Here is a 16,675-nt window from a genome sequence, read left to right as displayed (position 1 = left end):
ATATGCCCTACCTACAGATCACCATTTTTCAATGATTTTACTGCATGATCAACAGCTCGCGCTGTAAGTGCCATATACGTCAACGTTGGATTCTGCGTAGCTGTAGAGGTCATACACGCACCGTCCGTGACGTAAACATTGTTGCAGAGGTGCAATTGATTCCATTTATTCAACAGCGATGTTTTAGGGTCATGTCCCATCCGGACGCCTCCCATCTCATGTATATCATTTCCAGGCCGACGACCATCATCTTGCGTTCGTATATTCGTAAACCCGGCAGCTTCATACATCGCGGTCATCTGCTCATAATAGTCTTTACGTCTTTGCCAGTCATCTTCGGCATAATCTATCGAAATATGTAAGAGCGGCACCCCCCATTTATCCGTTTTATCCGCATTGAGCCATACCCGATTGTCTTCTTTCGGAATGGTTTCCGCCATCATATGGGAATGTATACGCCAGTTGCTCCACTTTGAATCGTCTAGCAGTGCATTTTTGAGCGCATCGCCGACGCCATTGGTATCTCGAATCTGCGATCGGCTCGCACCGAAAGCAGCTGCCCATCCGCGCAAAAAGTCTGTTTCCTGACGGTCTACATTGCGGAAGTTAGGGATATATCCTCCTCCAGCGGGATTTCGGCCATCCGTCCTGTATTCTAGCAGACCATCATATTCTGCGCTGATTCGGGCCGTATAGTTATGAAAAGCGATATATTTCCCTAATAATCCGTTATCATTTCCCAAGCCTTCTGGAAAACGATCGGATTTGGAGTTAAGGAGGACGAGGTTCGTGTTCAAAGCCGAAGCGTTGACGAAAATTACATTGGCGAAGAAATCCAATTCTTCGAGCGATTCCGTGTCGATAACCTTCACCCCTGTCGCTTTTCCGGTTTCCTTATCATACAATATAGAATGCACCACCGAATGTGGACGGAGCGTTAGGTTTCCGGTTTTTTGTGCCCAAGGAATCGTAGACGCATTGCTACTAAAATAACCTCCAAACGGGCATCCACGTTGACACAAGATACGGTGTTGGCATTTTACACGCCCTTGCTCAATATGGATAGGTTGTGGTTCTGAAAGGTGGGCGCATCGGGCACTGATTACATGTCTGCCTTGAAAATTTTTATTAACCGATTGACGAAAATAATCTTCTGCAGCATTCAACGGATAACCTGGCAAAAAGTCGCCGTCTGGCAACGTATATAATCCATCCTTGTTTCCCGCAATGCCCACGAAACGCTCTACATAACTATACCAAGGATCGATATCTTGGTATCGGATAGGCCAATCTACCGCAAAACCATCCCGAGCCGGCCCTTCAAAATCATAGGCACTCCAGCGCTGCGTTTGTCTTGCCCATAAGAGTGATTTCCCACCTACCTGATAACCTCTTATCCAATCGAAATCTTTCTCCTGAATATAGGGATGCTCTTCGTCTTTCACAAAAAAATGTCGCGTATCCTCTTTATAGGCATAACATCTATTGGCAATTGGATTTGCTTGTTTATCGGCATATGTCGTCTCCCCGCGGTGTTCGAGTTCATAGGGGTAGAGGTTTGTTGTAGGGTAATCTTTGACGTGTACCACGTCGCGTCCTCTTTCAAGTACAAGTGTTTTTAGGCCTTTTTCGGTAAATTCTTTTGCTGCCCACCCCCCGCTCGCACCTGAACCTATGACGATCGCATCAAATGTGCGTGTCTTCACACTATCTATATTTAAGTTTGCCATTCTTTTGGTGTTCTCTCTCTAAATTTGTTTTTAACCCCTGTGCCTATCGATCAGGTCATTTTAAAATAGCCGTTATATCTGCCTGGGACAAGCTCATATTTTTTCAAATCCGTCATTACATATTTGGAGTTTGTAAAACCTTGTATAGTTCGACGCCTAGTAATTCCGTAAAAGCGCTTTACTTCTTCGTTTTCTATTTCCTTGAGCGACTCTAAAAATGCGATACGTTTATCGACTTCCAATTTTATAAAATCTTGTCCCATTAGCTCACGCGAGTAGGTAGAAAACGTGCTCAATCCTGCAGTAAAAGCTTCTTGATCTTCCGGGCTATGGCAGTCATCCACCATCTTCAAAACAAAAAGGTGAAGCAATAATTCTTTCCCCCCAGGTGTATCAGACGAAGGGATAATGGTCTCAACCAATTCAGCTAGCAGATTTTCCTGTTCTTCGTCTATCACCAGATGTGTCATTTCAATCGTTGCTTTACCAGACTGGCGGTAACAAGCAGGGAGCAGTAGTGTTCCTCCTGCGATGTATAACAACCTACGAAGGGCAGTTCTTCTATTGATAACATCTACTTTCATATGGCCTTTTTTAATATGTTTTGAGTCTCATCAATTATGTAAATATAATCATTTTGGCGTTGACAAAACCTGCTTACTTTCTAATAATAGCTTTTCAAGCGCCTCGTAAGAAACATCCTGTACTCCGGTCCCGTTGTCAATAGCCAAAGACGCCGCCAAAGCCGCACTTTGTCCGAGTATCATAAATACGGGCTCCATACGGATGCTCCCAAAAGCTATATGGGAGCTGGAAACACATACTGGAACAAGAAGATTTCCACATTCTTCTTTTTTCGGCACAAGGGAGCCATAGGATATTTTATAGGGTCCTTTCTTCGGTTTTACACCGATATCCCCCTCATTCTGAACATGGCCATCCGCCTTTACATACCGTTGCACGTTATGCGAATCCAACGCATAAGATCCCATCCCCACAGGATCAGCAATCTCACTTTCGCTAAAGGTGTCATGCTCCGTCATGACATGCTGCCCTACCATCCGACGCGCCTCTCTAATGTAAAGCTGATGAGGCCAGTGGCCGTTGTCTGTAAATTCATCTTTTGCTAATCCCCATTGGGCCATCTCCTTCCGTACATCGGAAGGCACTTTTGAATCATTTGCCATGAAATACAGCAGCCCTTTTTGATATTCTTCGTGTTCTTTGATGATCTCTCTACGGCGTTCGTAACTCGCCTCAGGATAATCGTAATTCATACCAATAAAATCCGTGCTAAAGGGGCCATGGTTATTCGTATCCGTCTTCCGGTTAGGTACAGGGTCGAACTTCCGGAAAGTTTCCCGCCAGCCCGATGTGAAAACCCGTGCCAGCAGTTCGTAATTTTCCGGGTTATAATGATCTGGTTTCGGAAAAGGTACGCGATTATCCGGATGATTGCTTAAACACATCCGGAAGCAATACGCCTGCAAACGATGATCGCCCTCTCCATAAATACCCGGATCTTCCGCTGAAACGCCATATAACAATCCACTCGCACTGTCTCCTGGAATCACGTATGGACTTATATCGCTCTTAAACCAGTGGTCGTGGTGTAATACTCCAGTCTGTATGCCATTCCACTTCTCTCCGTATACACTATTTGCCTCACGTCCCACGTGGTAGCTCACATCTGCAGCGGCCATTAAATCCCCCTCGTAAGTGGCATCGATAAACATCTTTCCCTTAAACGTTTTTCCACTTAAGGTCGTAATGGAAACAATACGGTCGCCCTTTTTCATCACACCACTCTCCCGATCTAGCCATTCATCCCGCCAAACTTCCAGCTCGTACTCTTTTACATAATCCTCGAATATCTGTTCGGCTACATGGGGTTCGAATATCCACATCGTACGCTCGTTACCATCTATGGCCGGTGTGCCTTGACCTTTGTTGCCGTATTCCGATTGCGCTTGCCAACGCCATGCGCTGCTATCTTGGTAATGTTGATACACACGATGATAGAAATCACGTGCTAGCCCTCCGATGACAGATTTATCGCCTGTATCCGTAAATCCCAGTCCACCCGACGACAATCCGCCCAAGTGTTTGTCCGGCGATATGACGATGACCGATTTCCCCGATTTTTTCGCCTGTACCGCAGAAATAATACCCGCTGATGTGCCGCCATAGACAATCAGGTCTGCTTGATAGTCATTTGAATGCGATTGGTTGCAAGAAACAAGTAGCCCTATGATAACCACAGCCAATAGTGTTTTCCTCATGTTTTCTATTTATCTTTTACATTTAAGTTTAAAAATTCTAATATCTTCGGTGCGATGACCTCTTCTCCACCCTTCTTATTGGGATGTAAGCCATCCGGAACATATTGCCTGAAAGTCTCCTCTCCCTGATCTAGGATAATCTGCCAATTGGCATAATGGTCGATAAGCATAACGTCTTTATCCCGCGCTACTTCACGATACATCGCATAATAGTCTGGTAGATGGGGTCTAAACGTAGCAGACTTCCCGATAGGCATGTTCATGACCTGTATAAAGATGTCGCAGGAATCGTTATAAAGCCGAACACGATCAATCATATATTCCAGATTCAATTTAGCTAATGCAACGGATGTCCCGTATTCTTGAAACGCATCGTTCATTCCAAACTCTATAAACACGGCATCCGGCTTTTTGGCTATGACACTATCTTCAAAATTCTTTACGCCCCAAACAGACCACATCCCGCCCTTACCGGCGAGCGTATAATGGACAAGATTATCGCCATATTCCTCAGCAATACGTGCTTTGACGACATCCATCCATGCCCTTCCGTTTCCACCGCTGGACAAGCTGGTTCCATATACCACGATATGTTGTGGTTTACCCTTTTTCAATTGTTCTATCATGCGAGACTGACAAAAAGCAGAGAGAGATATCAGCATACTGCAGATTGTCACAATTAATTTCATCATTTTTTTATTAACAGCAATTTTTCGCCTATTAAAATCACCTCTATTTTAGTATAAATTTATGCGTAATAACTCCATTGTGAGTCTTCCATATTACATATTATCCCAACCATTAGGCTGTTGTGGGTAAGGATCGCCTGCAATAACAGACTCTATTTGCTTCTGCGGAATTGGTCGTAATACATGGAAATCCCGTATATTATCCTTAGGTAAGGTATGATTTGTCCACTGTGTAGTGAAGAACCCGTGCTTCCTTACGCGCTCAACCAATTTTTGTGTTCGAACAAGGTCGAGCCAGCGTAACTGTTCTCCACAAAGCTCGCGTGTTCTTTCATCAAGGATATAATCTATGGTTATATCGGCAGCAGTAATCATTAGGTCGTCTATATATTCTTCCTGTGAGACAGCTCTTTTACGAAGTTCGTTAATGTAATAAGCCGCACCATTGTTGGTCGAATTGTTGCCGAGTTTAAAAGCTGCCTCGGCAGCTATAAGGTATGTTTCGGCCAACCGAAATACGATAATTGAACGTTGGGAGTCGAACGACAGACTTGCACGGTTGGGATCTAAGAACTTCTTCATTGTTGGGAAGGATGGGTCGGTGTAGTTTTCGGGCGTAAGTACATAGTAATTCGTAGCCTCTATCTCCTCTTTGGTCATATTTTTGCCGGGAAGATAACCTGCAAGGTCTCCTTTTGTTCCACTTCTAACGGCAGCATACTTATTATTACCCACATAAAATTCCTGTGTTTTATTCTGAAAATCAACTGGGGCGGTCCACTCGCTTTGAAATGTGCTGTAATAGCGCGAGTCTTTGTCGATATCGCCGAAAACTTCATTATATAGCCAGCTCGTTCCATGATATCGCGCGTACACACGTCCATCTTCTATTTGTTGAACATTACCGCTACCATTAAAATTAAAATAACCACCGACAAAAACATGGCTCAGATGATTGATGTTCGCATCCGCTTGCGGCACACCATAAATCGGATCATCTGTCATCTGCACATTATAAAGTATCTCCTGGTTATTTTCATTGCCCGGTTTATGGATATCTGCATACCTTGGCATAAGTTTGACGCCTATCTGTTCTCCATCATTAATCAGTGCAGCAGCTGTATTGTACGCATTCTCAAAATCGGTGGACTGAGCAGCGCTGCTCCATCCACGCGTGAGATACACTTTTGCCAACAAATGGCGGGCTAAAGCTTGTGTAACACGACCCGGATTGGTATCTTTCGGTCCGGCAGGCAAATTACCAGGGGTTGTACAATATAACAGGTCTTCGATAACAAAGTCGTATACATCGGCTATTGGGTCACGCTTAGCCTCTTTTACAATTCCATCATTATAGGTACGATTCAATGTTACATCGCCAAAGAACTGCACCAAACGGAAATAAAGCAACGCCCGAAAGAACCGAGCTTCCGCCAACATGGTTGTTTTTTTAGTTTCGGTAATGCCCGTCATGTCTTCGCCAAAGTGTACAAGACCATTGCACGTATTAATCAACGTATAGGAAGATCTCCAATAGGAATAAATATAATCCGAACTAGGTTTGAAGTTTGCTGTATAATTGCCAAAATTATAAATGTCACCCGAAGCACGGCTATAGAATTCATCCGTTCCGGGTACAGTTAACATATGAATAGAGCTGATTGGTCCGTAAAAAGCTCTCATTCCGCCATATACACCGTTCAACCCAAGTTCAAACCCCTGTGGTGTATTAAACGACTCGGGTGTCATTTTCGAGTGGTTTTCCTCTTCCAGAAAATCAGCGCATCCCGTAACGAAAAGTAGCGGAAGGCAGGCTAATAAATATATTATATTTTTCATCTGTATATAATTTGTTTTTTAATGGTGATGAAGCTATCAAATTTATTCATTCCTCTGTGTGATTGAATAAATCATGATGGTTTCATTGTCATGTCTTAATTAGAAAGTTACATTGATACCGAATAACATTTGCCATGATGGAGGAATTACCGTATTCATCACCCGGTTGGTCTCGGGATCAAGTCCATTGTATTTGTTTACATATTCGGAGAAGAACGTAAACGGATTTGTCGCTGTTGCGTATATACGAGCCCTGCTTAACCCAATTGACGTAAGCAATTTATCGGGCAACGTATAACCCAATGTCAGTGTCCGTATCTTGAGGTAAGATGCATCGAACAACGTAAGCGTTCCTTTATAAGGTATGCTCTGTACCCTGTTATTTGGGGCCGGCCAGCGCGCATCTGTTTTTTCCGGTGTCCAATAGTCAACATCCAGGTTATTGTAATAACCTCCTATCAGCGAATTTTGTCCACCCCCATAGAGTTCAGACCGAAGCAAACCTCCTTGTCGGAAATTCATAACCACCGTTAAGTCGAAGTTCTTATAGGCTAGCGTATTGGTCCATCCACCTTCAAAGTTAGCCTGATGACTTCCCAGCACTTTCCGGTCATAGTCGTTGATTACGCCATCGGGTTCACCATCCGGTCCGCTGATGTCGGCCACTTTAATTGTTCCTATTACGGAGTCATCACCCGAGGTTTGAAGTCCTAAACTTTCGGCAAGCGTCTTATCTTCAGGCGTGTCTTGCCAGATACCCAGCCCTACATATTCGTAGAAAGATCCCAGCGGATGACCGACAAAGAGGTTGTCAGAAATCAGTTGATCTGCTCCTTCGGTAAGTTGAACGACTTTATTCCGGTTAAAGTAGATATTTAAATCGGTCGTCCACTGGAATTTATTCCTGCCGTCGCCATTGAAAACGTGCATACGGACATTCGTCTCAAATCCTACATTTTCTGTTTTACCTACATTGTAAGGAATTGCCGTACTAACACCACTCGTTGCAGGAGGAGTGAAACTCATCATCAAATTGTTGGAGTACTGTTTGTACACTTCCATCGAACCGGTAATCCGATTATCCAAAAAACCAAAATCCATACCCGCATTATAACTGGCTGTACGTTCCCACCTTAGTTCGCTGTTGGAGGCGGCAGTCGGATAATATCCAAGTACCCCCTGAGACCCAAAGATATACCTATTGCTGCTCATATTACCCTGCGTGTCATAGGGAGCCACGTTGGTGTTACCTACTTCCCCATAACTGAGACGCAGTTTCAACTGAGACAATATAGAAGAGGTTCTATTCATAAACTCTTCATTACCGATGTTCCAAGCTACAGCGGCAGAAGGGAAATAATGCCACTTATTCCCTTTCGCCAGACGAGAAGAGCCATCGGCACGAAGTGTCGTCGTCAGGTAATAACGTTGGTCATAATCATAATTAAGACGTCCCATGTAAGAAAGCATGCTCCATTTGCTGTAGTTTCCACCTCCTTTATGGTTTTCAGCCGTACCCGGATTGTAGTAACCTACTTGATTGGTCGGTACATTTTCATAGTTCAGGTCGAAATCCTGTGCTTCCCTTTCTCCGGCACTAAACAACGCCGTAACATTAAAATTATGCTTCTCTACTTTTTTATCATACGTCAAAAGGTTTTCAATCGTATAGTCTATAAGTGAAGCTGATTCATTATAGCCATAATTCGATGACTGACGACGCTTGCTTGTTCCCTGCTGATAATAGCGTTGCAATGTGGTCTGCGATAACTGCACACCCGCATTAAGCCTGTATTTAAAGCCATGCGTGAGGTCCACATCCAGATAGCCGGTTGTAAAGGTCGATAATCGTTTGCGATCGTCTTGGATAGCTCCCTCACGCAGATCCATTAGCGGGTTGCTCATCAAATCATTCGGATGTACTTTCTCCCGTATTGATCCATCGTCCATCAATGGCGTGAGCAATGGACTCAACCTTAAAGCGTCGCCCATTGGGTTGAGGCTTTCTCCTCTGCTTATATAGTAGGTGTTCAATGTGTTGATCCCTATTTTTAAGTATTTGTTTATGGTATGATCCACAGATAATTTCTGAGTTGTGCGTTCCATCGACTGTAAATCGTATATACCTGTCGCTTTATAATATCCCAATGATGCGGCATACTGGGTATTTTTAGATCCGCCCGCTATGCCTACCTGATGATTGGTGATTGTCGGATCCTTGTCATACAACTCTTTCTGCCAGTCGGTATACACGCCATTTTTATAGCCTTCCGTTTCTCCGTCAAGCCCTCCTTCGAATACCCGTTCTAATACTCTGGGGTCGTCGATGCCGGTGTAGCCGTCCGAATTTTTGTACCGATTGTACATGGCCCATTTCCGTAGTTCCATATACTCATCCGCATTCATAAGATCATAAAAGCCTAACGGCTTGTTGATTCCAAGATATCCGCTATAGGTAACTGTAGCCCTTGCCCCTTCTACTCCGCGCTTGGTCGTCATCAATATAACGCCATTGGCTCCCCGCGAACCATAGATCGCTGTTGACGAAGCATCCTTAAGCACAGTAACCGAAGTGATATCATCTGGTGAAATATTGTTCATCATACCTAAATCGTAAGGAATACCGTCCACAACCAAAAGAGGGTCATTGCCAGCAGCGATCGATCGCGTTCCACGGATACGGATCTCAGGCGTATGTGCCGGATGTGTTGATCCACCGCTACGCTGTATGTTCACACCAGATCCTGCCCCTTGCAGGGCCATTCCAATATTTGCGGCAGGTGTATTGCGGATGGTTTGTTCGTCGATTACGTTGACGGCGCCCGTTAAATCAGATTTCTTCACCGCGCCGTATCCCACCACGACCACTTCATCCAAATCACTGATTTCTTGCTCCAAGGTTATATCAATAACAGATCTACCACGAACACTTTCTTCCTTACGTGCAAAACCTACCGAATAAAACACAAGGGTTGCGTCCGGTTTCGCTAGGATATGATAAGAACCATTTTCGGAAGTAGCTACGGTAGAGGCCGTTCCTGTAACCGATACAGAAACCCCTGTCAACAGGGCTCCGTTTACATCGCGAACCACACCTGTTACGATATGCTGTTGAGATGGAGAAACAGAAGTTACCGGCCGGTTATTTAACTGCGTGTTATCACGTGTTGTTATTTTCGTTTCCTTCTCTTTCAAGACGATCGTTTTATCCATAATAACATACGTCAGGGGTAATCCCCGAAGACATTCGCGTAATACGGTTTCCAAGGAGGTATTCTTAAAATTTGTGTTGACTTTGCGGGAATCATTCAGTCGCTTCGCCGAATAAAAAACCGTGAGGTCGGTTTGCTTCTTAATTTCCTTAAAAACTTCCTTTAGGGAAATATCCTGCTGTTGGAGGGTGACATAGTGCTGTGCGACACTATTTGCCCCCACCTGCATGGCGAAGAAGATAATGATTGTTAGCGTAAGTTGCATGCGCATAAGCACCTGTCTTTTTAGCACCCAATTCAGGGTGAAAGTAATTTTTTCGTACATTTACAATAATGTTTGGTTCAATTGAATAACTATAGATTTACAAGTTGTCCTGAACATTTTCTGCCTAGCAGATATTGCCGAAAGTGTTGGTCGCACTTTCGGTTTTTTTTGTTCATCTCATCGCTAAATCATAACATAAGCTTTTTAGGGTTTATTGGATTGTATTTTTAACCTTGTTACGGACAGCAACCGTCCGATCTTTGACCTCAAATGTAACATCGCCTGCCTCTCGCAAAATGTTCAAGACTGTCTGTAGATTACTATTCCGTGAAATACTGCCCGAGAAAATCTCGTCAGAAGGCACATAGTCCTTATAGTCAATCGCAATATCATACCAGCGTGCTATGCGTTGCAATACTTCTGTTGCAGTCTCGTTGCGGAATACAAATTCGCCGTTCTTCCAGTCGATATAATCGTATACATCCACTTTATTTTTTTCTAGTCCATTCTTCCCATTCTTTCCCTGTTCACCTGGAAGAAGTGTCATCTCTTCACCAAATCGACGTGTTTCGACACGAACTTTACCATCCACCAAGGTGGTCTTCGTTTCCTCTTCATCGTGATAAGCCGAAATATTAAATTCCGTACCTAAAACGGTAATCGTTTGGTTGGCGCTAACGACTTTAAATGGTTTAAAGTGCGCAGCCGAGTTATCGGCTTGTACACGTTTTACATCGAAATAAGCCTCTCCCTCCAATTCGACAACACGCTCTCCTTTAGCGAAATGGGAAGGGTATTTTAGTGTTGACTCGGCATTCAACCAAACCATGGATCCGTCGGCCAGTGTAACGTTATAGGTTCCTCCGCGAGGTGTACTTAGGGTCAACATTTGAGGAGAAGATGATTCCAATGCTAAAACAGTAGAGGTACCATCATTATAGGTGACTTCCTGCCCCTCAATAATAATGCCTTCCCGACTTTCGTCCAGGGTTAGTACCCTACCGTCAGCAAGTGTTATTGTTGCTTTATTTCCTCCGGGCATAATATTGATTTCAGAGACCATCGTATCATCCGCTTTCGGCGAGAATACAAACCAGGAAACCCCTACTGTGCCGAATATTAATACGGCAGCAACATAAGGTAGCCAACGATACAAATCTGATTTCTTTTTCGATGCGACATGTTTCTTCAAATTTAATTTGACTTTATCGGTTAGGTGCTCTATTTGCTCGGTTGGGTTAGTGGATTCCACGGCTTTGGAAAATTCTACGCCTAAAAGATGGTCAAATTTATCTGGGATACCATGATCTTTAAAATAGTCGAGCATTTCTGCTACTTCCTCTTCAGAAATAGAGCGGTCTATATATTTTCTACATAGTATCTCGATGTCGTATCGGCTTTTTCCCATTATAACATTTCGGTTAACTTTATACATTACACCTGAAATGCAAAAAGCAAGCAAATGAAATAGTCTATTTTTTATAAAACGCTATAGATCAGCCCGAAAAAAATTAAAAAAGCAGAAGAATAAAGGCGATATATAAAAAGCTAGAAAGTTCAGATTGGTTCTTTAATTCACTTTTTAAGAATAGATTCGCATTTCGGATATGGCTATTCACCGTGGCGACAGAGATCTTCAGTTTATCGCTTACTTCCTTATAGCTTAAGCCGTCCAACTTGCAAAGCACGTAAACCTTTTTTTGCTGTGGAGGTAAGCGATCTAACAAAGAGTGCAGAGCTTGTTCAACTTCCTTGTTTTCTATCCATTCTTCTACGGCATTCTTGCCTGATGCCGTAAAATGGAGCAAGAATTCTTCCCGTAAACGGTTGTCGTTTGCGATTTTACGAAAAACGTTTTTGGCTTTATTCACGGCACTCCGATACAAATAAGCAGGAACCGATTTAGACGCATCCATGTCATGTCGCTTCTCCCATAGCATCATAAATACATCTTGCAAAACCTCTTCGGCCAGTTCGTAGGAACGAAGTAGTCGAACCAAATGCGTCGCCAGTTCATTTTTATACCTATCATAAATCTCCAAAAAAGCTTTTTGGTCATCCTTATTCAATAAGACAACCAAGGCTTCATCCGTATGATTTTTTAGGTGTTTCATAGCCCATCTTTTATTGTAACAAGATGTTTTTTTCGACTTTTGATTTATAATATAGCGATCTCTATTTATGCGCCATGAAGATACAAAAATTATGCTGTTTTTCTGGCAGCTTTTAATTTTTACCGAACGTCCTGTATGTGCCGCGGACCTTTTTCATTTATGTTTACAGCACCCTTAGCCACTCCTGCTCTTTCTCCCTTTTTCCATTCTCCCGGAAGTCGCTTTCCGTTCACATCATCTCGATCCGGTGTTGGATGTCGGGGAACCGAATCGCCAGTTTCTTCGATCCATTGATCTATTGCCTTACGTAAATAATGTAAGGTCTCCTCGTATTCTCTATCGGAAACTAGATTTCTAAATTGATGAGGGTCAGCACTTAGATCGTATAATTCTTCCCCCTCCCGAGGCACGAGAAAGACATCTTCCTGTTCAGGCGTTGTCAATCCCTTATCATGGGCTTCCCATAACTCCTCCCCCGCAGGAAACTGACGGGAAGACTCGCCTAACAAATTTCGCCTATTTGGAAAAGCGTTTCGGATATAGACCAAATCTTTAAACCGTACCATCCGTTCATGCGCCTGAAAAACATGCCAGTTATGTTCCGCAAACACAAAATCACGGTGGTTAGACCACTCCTTGTTCTGTAGAATGGGATAAAAACTTTCTCCTTGTATACGGTCGCTTATTTCGGTACCTGCCAAATCCAGTATTGTCGGTGCGATATCGACTGCGCTTATTAATGCATTCGAGATACCCTTGTCTACATTTGGACCATATACAATGAAAGGCGTCTTGATCCCGCTATCGTATAATCTTCCTTTATTTCTCGGAAAAGGCCGACCATTATCGCTCATAAAGATAATATACGTATTCCCCAGGACGCCCTGCTTATTCAGCTCTTTCACTAATTCTCCTAGATAATAGTCCGCTCGGGATACTTCATGATAATATCCTACCAAGTCTTCACGTGTCTTTGGACCATTATATAGCATCGGTGGTACAATGATATCATCGGGATTATATAACGTCCCTTTATCATTAATCTGCCAATCGCGATGTGCGTCATGTGAAGCAAACCAAAAGAAGAAAGGTTGGTCTTTGGGCCGGTTTCTTATAATCTCGTTCCAGTCTTCTTCTCCACCTGGGCCTCTCCCTGGCGAGATCGTATCAAAGGCATGTTTTGTTTGTGGTCCCATATGGTTCTTACCCGATAGCACGGTATAATAACCAGTCTCCTTTAGTAGTTGCGGAAACATGACTTGTCCCTTTGGCAGCGGATCATGTAGTTCCGGTGCTCCCGTATTGTGTGGGTAACGTCCCGTAATAATGCTGGAACGACTTGGACTACAGCTGCTGGTTGTCAGGTATGCGTTTTCGAATTTAAGTCCGTTTGCAGCCAGACTGTCGATATGTGGCGTTTTTACATTCGGATCCCCATAACAACCCAGATCGTTCCAGCCAATATCGTCGGTAATAAAAAAAATAAAATTCGGTTTAGCCGTTTGTGCATACGACCCCGTCCAGTAGACGAAAAAACCCATTGTGATAACATATCGTATTACACTTTTCATCTTTATATAATCATTGAAAACGTGAAATTTCATTTGTATATGGGAGTTCGGCACACCAGGTCTGCGCACGAACAGCAATGAGGTTAGTGAAGACACACAAGAAATTAGCGTACAAAGAAAACGGAATGTAAGTTTCTTTGTACGCTATATTTATTAGACTTTGTAGTATTGCTCCCAGCCCTTTGCTGGCGGAGGCCCGACTAACAAGGCATTTGCAAATTTATCGTTGGTAATTTCTTTTTTAACGGGGTCAAAGTCTATTTTGCCATTTAGTCGTTGGGTAATGACACCCAAACAAAACACTTGACTTAATGGTCCCGCTATTTCAAAAGGAGATCTGGTTTTCTCTTCACCTTTACAAGCCTTCAGGAAGTTCGCAAAATGATTTGAAGGAGATTCTGGAACTTCAGGAAGCTTATTCGCTAAATCGTTGGCTCTTGATTCCGGAATAATTTGCAGGGTACTTCCGTGAGAAGCCCCCTTAAACGTTAAGTCTTTTCCGTAGATAATCTTTCCGGGATTAAGTTTGGCCGGTTCAATTTCACCCGTACTCGGTGGTGGAATGTTAGGATCTAGTCCCGAAACACCATAACCTTCTGGAATTTCAGGCAGGTTATCCAATCCATCGTACCAAGTGATATCGACAGCAGGCATCCTTTTCCGTTTCGGAAAATGGAATTTAATCGTAGAAGACATCGGGAAAAAGAACGCATTATGTCCTTCCAAGTAGGTAGCCTCCACTTGTGTCGGCAGTCCTAGTTCTAGGAATTCGTGTGCTGTATCTAAGATATGCGCACCCCAGTCGCCCAATGCGCCCATACCGAAGTCATACCAGCAGCGCCATTGACCGTTGACGAAATCCTTGTTATAGTCATGCCCTAGCGTTTGCATTTGCCATAATTCCCAGTCTAGTGTAGATGGAATCTTTTCCGCCGGCGGAAAGTTTTTCATATTCGGATCCCAGGTATGCCAACGGCGTGCGTTATTCATATGTGCATCGATACGCGTTACATCCTTGATGATTCCTGCATCTTTCCATGCTTTAAATTGGAAATAATTCGCTTCGGAGTGTCCCTGGTTCCCCATCTGCGTGACGACGTTACTATGCTTTTTCGCTTTTTGCATCATCAGCTCCACTTCCCAAAAGGTCTGTGCCATCGGTTTCTCCACATATACATGCTTTCCTAATTCCAAGGCCGTCATTGTTATGGCAAAATGGGCAAAATCAGGTGTACCGATCGATACCGCGTCGATCTGGTTACCCATCTTGTCGAACATCTCCCTAAAATCTTGAAAGCGGGGAACATCCGGGAACATCTTAATTAATTGTTGTGTCTGTTTAGCTCCCATGTCTACATCACACAGCGCCACAATATTACAAAGCCCCGTTTTGTATAAATCCTTAATAATTTCCCCAGCTCGGTTTCCTACACCTACACAAGCCAAGTTCACACGTTCGTTGGCAGAGGCAAAAGGGATTTTTCCCAAGACGCTGTTCGCCAACAATACACCGCCGCCTGCCATGGCAGCACGACTGATAAAGCTACGGCGCGAAAGGTAATGGTTCATATTTTTCTGTTTAGTTCCAATTATTTAATTTTTTTAATCTTGATATTTCTAAAGGAAACATTATCTCCATGATCCTGTAAGAGGATATGTCCCTCTGCGGCTCCACCAAAATTATCCCAATCCTTATACTTACTTCTTGCCACCAAATCAAGATATTCTTTGGATCCGCGTTTATACTCTACCATTTTAACTCCGTTTAAATAGTGGGTTACTGTACTATCTTCAGATACTAATACACGTCCACGGTTCCATTCGCCAATCGGTCTACGGGCACGTTTTTCTTTGTTGGAAGTAATTAAATCATACAAAGAAGCTAATGTACGGTTTCCGTCGCGGCCCATCTTCGCATCAGGATGCTTTTCATCGTCTAAAACCTGATATTCCAATCCGATGGCAGAGCCTTTTGTTTTTTCTTTGAGGGTTACGAAATACTTTACACCGCTATTCGCTCCCGGAGTCATCTTGAATTCAAAAGAAAGATCAAAAACAGCAAATTGATCACGTGTGATGATGTCTCCTCCATTGGTGGATTCTCCTCCGTCCGACTTTAATACGGTGATCTCTCCATTCCCGACTTTCCATCCCTTTTCTGGAAAAGAATCGCCACGTACACTTCTCCATTGGTCAGCTGTATTGCCGTCGAAAAGCAACTCCACGCCAGATTTCTTCTCGGCATCGCTCAAATCATTGGGCTTAAGATTCACGACAAATACATCATCTGGAAAATCCGTAGGTTTTAGGTTTTCCGTTTGTATGCGAATATTTTTAAAATGTACTTTCTTGCCGTGTAAATCGTCCGAAATACTATGTACCTGTAAACCAATAAAACCTTTCCTGTCGATGGTGTCGATTACATACGAGACCGGAACACCATTTACCCATGTACGTAGTTCATCGCCGATAGCTTCAATACGATAATGATTGAATTCATCATGTTTATAGGCAGATCTAGCGGCTTCATTAAGGTCCAGCGGGTAAAGCCATCCGCGACGGGCTTCGTCATAGATCCCTCCAGACCAAGCTCTCGAGGTAGGATCGATTTCTACCTGCCGCCCATATACGCGACCCTTGCCCTTATTGGCATCTGGGTCATAATGACTGCGCGTTTGGATGCCAGAATTCGTCCGGTCTCCCTCCAGTTTCACATCAACTTCTAAAATAAAGTCGCCGTATTCTTCTTCTGTCACCAAGAACGAATTTGGTGTTCCTTTCGTCATGGTTCCGACGATCGCGCCATCTTCTACTGTATAAGGCGCTTCCCCCCCGAGGGGTTTCCAGCCTTTCAGGGTCTTACCGTCAAAGAGATCTGTCCATTTACCTCCGCTTTGCGCTTCGGTCGGAGACTGACATGCAATAAACCCGATAGCCGCAGCGACTAAAAACTTAGATATTGTATTCATTTTT

General features: G+C 43.6%; 11 protein-coding genes. All 11 read right to left on the bottom strand.

Annotated features, from left to right (window positions below; all coding sequences use genetic code 11):
- Positions 1-11 precede the first annotated feature (11 nt).
- Entirely contained in the window at positions 12-1,730 is a 1,719-nt protein-coding gene (locus tag C5749_RS11055) for a GMC oxidoreductase (protein WP_105726017.1), read from the bottom strand.
- A 50-nt stretch (positions 1,731-1,780) separates the two neighbouring features.
- Positions 1,781-2,314, bottom strand: a complete 534-nt coding sequence (locus C5749_RS11050; protein ID WP_245893726.1) for a gluconate 2-dehydrogenase subunit 3 family protein — start codon at positions 2,312-2,314, stop codon at positions 1,781-1,783.
- 48 nt (positions 2,315-2,362) lie between these two features.
- Positions 2,363-4,012 carry an FAD-dependent oxidoreductase gene (locus C5749_RS11045; RefSeq protein ID WP_105726015.1) on the bottom strand — a complete coding sequence of 550 codons (1,650 nt, stop codon included), beginning with the start codon at positions 4,010-4,012 and terminating at the stop codon, positions 2,363-2,365.
- A 5-nt stretch (positions 4,013-4,017) separates the two neighbouring features.
- Entirely contained in the window at positions 4,018-4,704 is a 687-nt protein-coding gene (locus tag C5749_RS11040; protein ID WP_105726013.1) for an SGNH/GDSL hydrolase family protein, read from the bottom strand.
- A gap of 90 nt (positions 4,705-4,794) precedes the next feature.
- A complete protein-coding gene (locus C5749_RS11035) occupies positions 4,795-6,540 on the bottom strand; it encodes a RagB/SusD family nutrient uptake outer membrane protein (RefSeq protein WP_105726010.1) in 1,746 nt (581 codons plus the stop codon).
- 99 nt (positions 6,541-6,639) lie between these two features.
- Positions 6,640-10,077: a TonB-dependent receptor gene (locus C5749_RS11030; protein ID WP_105726008.1), complete on the bottom strand. Its 3,438-nt coding sequence runs from the start codon at positions 10,075-10,077 to the stop codon at positions 6,640-6,642.
- A 151-nt stretch (positions 10,078-10,228) separates the two neighbouring features.
- Positions 10,229-11,425: a FecR family protein gene (locus tag C5749_RS11025; RefSeq protein ID WP_181151361.1), complete on the bottom strand. Its 1,197-nt coding sequence runs from the start codon at positions 11,423-11,425 to the stop codon at positions 10,229-10,231.
- 103 nt (positions 11,426-11,528) lie between these two features.
- Complete coding sequence (locus tag C5749_RS11020) at positions 11,529-12,131, bottom strand: RNA polymerase sigma factor (protein WP_105726004.1); 603 nt, start codon at positions 12,129-12,131, stop codon at positions 11,529-11,531.
- Between the two features lie 119 nt (positions 12,132-12,250).
- Positions 12,251-13,702 carry a sulfatase family protein gene (locus tag C5749_RS11015; protein ID WP_105726999.1) on the bottom strand — a complete coding sequence of 484 codons (1,452 nt, stop codon included), beginning with the start codon at positions 13,700-13,702 and terminating at the stop codon, positions 12,251-12,253.
- 153 nt (positions 13,703-13,855) lie between these two features.
- Positions 13,856-15,271 (bottom strand): Gfo/Idh/MocA family oxidoreductase, encoded by a 1,416-nt coding sequence (locus C5749_RS11010; protein WP_105726002.1) that lies wholly within the window; start codon positions 15,269-15,271, stop codon positions 13,856-13,858.
- A 20-nt stretch (positions 15,272-15,291) separates the two neighbouring features.
- Positions 15,292-16,671, bottom strand: a complete 1,380-nt coding sequence (locus C5749_RS11005; RefSeq protein WP_105726000.1) for a 3-keto-disaccharide hydrolase — start codon at positions 16,669-16,671, stop codon at positions 15,292-15,294.
- Between the last annotated feature and the right edge of the window lie 4 nt (positions 16,672-16,675).

Source organism: Sphingobacterium gobiense (assembly GCF_002980575.1).
GTDB classification, from domain to species: domain Bacteria; phylum Bacteroidota; class Bacteroidia; order Sphingobacteriales; family Sphingobacteriaceae; genus Sphingobacterium; species Sphingobacterium gobiense.
Note: the sequence above shows the minus strand (reverse complement) of the source record. Positions and strands in the feature narration are given on the sequence as shown.

Coding starts and splice junctions, on each gene's coding strand:
- C5749_RS11055 (WP_105726017.1), bottom strand. CDS start 1,730: ATGGCAAACTTAAATATAGATAGTGTGAAGACACGCACATTTGATGCG.
- C5749_RS11050 (WP_245893726.1), bottom strand. CDS start 2,314: ATGAAAGTAGATGTTATCAATAGAAGAACTGCCCTTCGTAGGTTGTTA.
- C5749_RS11045 (WP_105726015.1), bottom strand. CDS start 4,012: ATGAGGAAAACACTATTGGCTGTGGTTATCATAGGGCTACTTGTTTCT.
- C5749_RS11040 (WP_105726013.1), bottom strand. CDS start 4,704: ATGATGAAATTAATTGTGACAATCTGCAGTATGCTGATATCTCTCTCT.
- C5749_RS11035 (WP_105726010.1), bottom strand. CDS start 6,540: ATGAAAAATATAATATATTTATTAGCCTGCCTTCCGCTACTTTTCGTT.
- C5749_RS11030 (WP_105726008.1), bottom strand. CDS start 10,077: ATGTACGAAAAAATTACTTTCACCCTGAATTGGGTGCTAAAAAGACAG.
- C5749_RS11025 (WP_181151361.1), bottom strand. CDS start 11,425: ATGGGAAAAAGCCGATACGACATCGAGATACTATGTAGAAAATATATA.
- C5749_RS11020 (WP_105726004.1), bottom strand. CDS start 12,131: ATGAAACACCTAAAAAATCATACGGATGAAGCCTTGGTTGTCTTATTG.
- C5749_RS11015 (WP_105726999.1), bottom strand. CDS start 13,702: ATGAAAAGTGTAATACGATATGTTATCACAATGGGTTTTTTCGTCTAC.
- C5749_RS11010 (WP_105726002.1), bottom strand. CDS start 15,271: ATGAACCATTACCTTTCGCGCCGTAGCTTTATCAGTCGTGCTGCCATG.
- C5749_RS11005 (WP_105726000.1), bottom strand. CDS start 16,671: ATGAATACAATATCTAAGTTTTTAGTCGCTGCGGCTATCGGGTTTATT.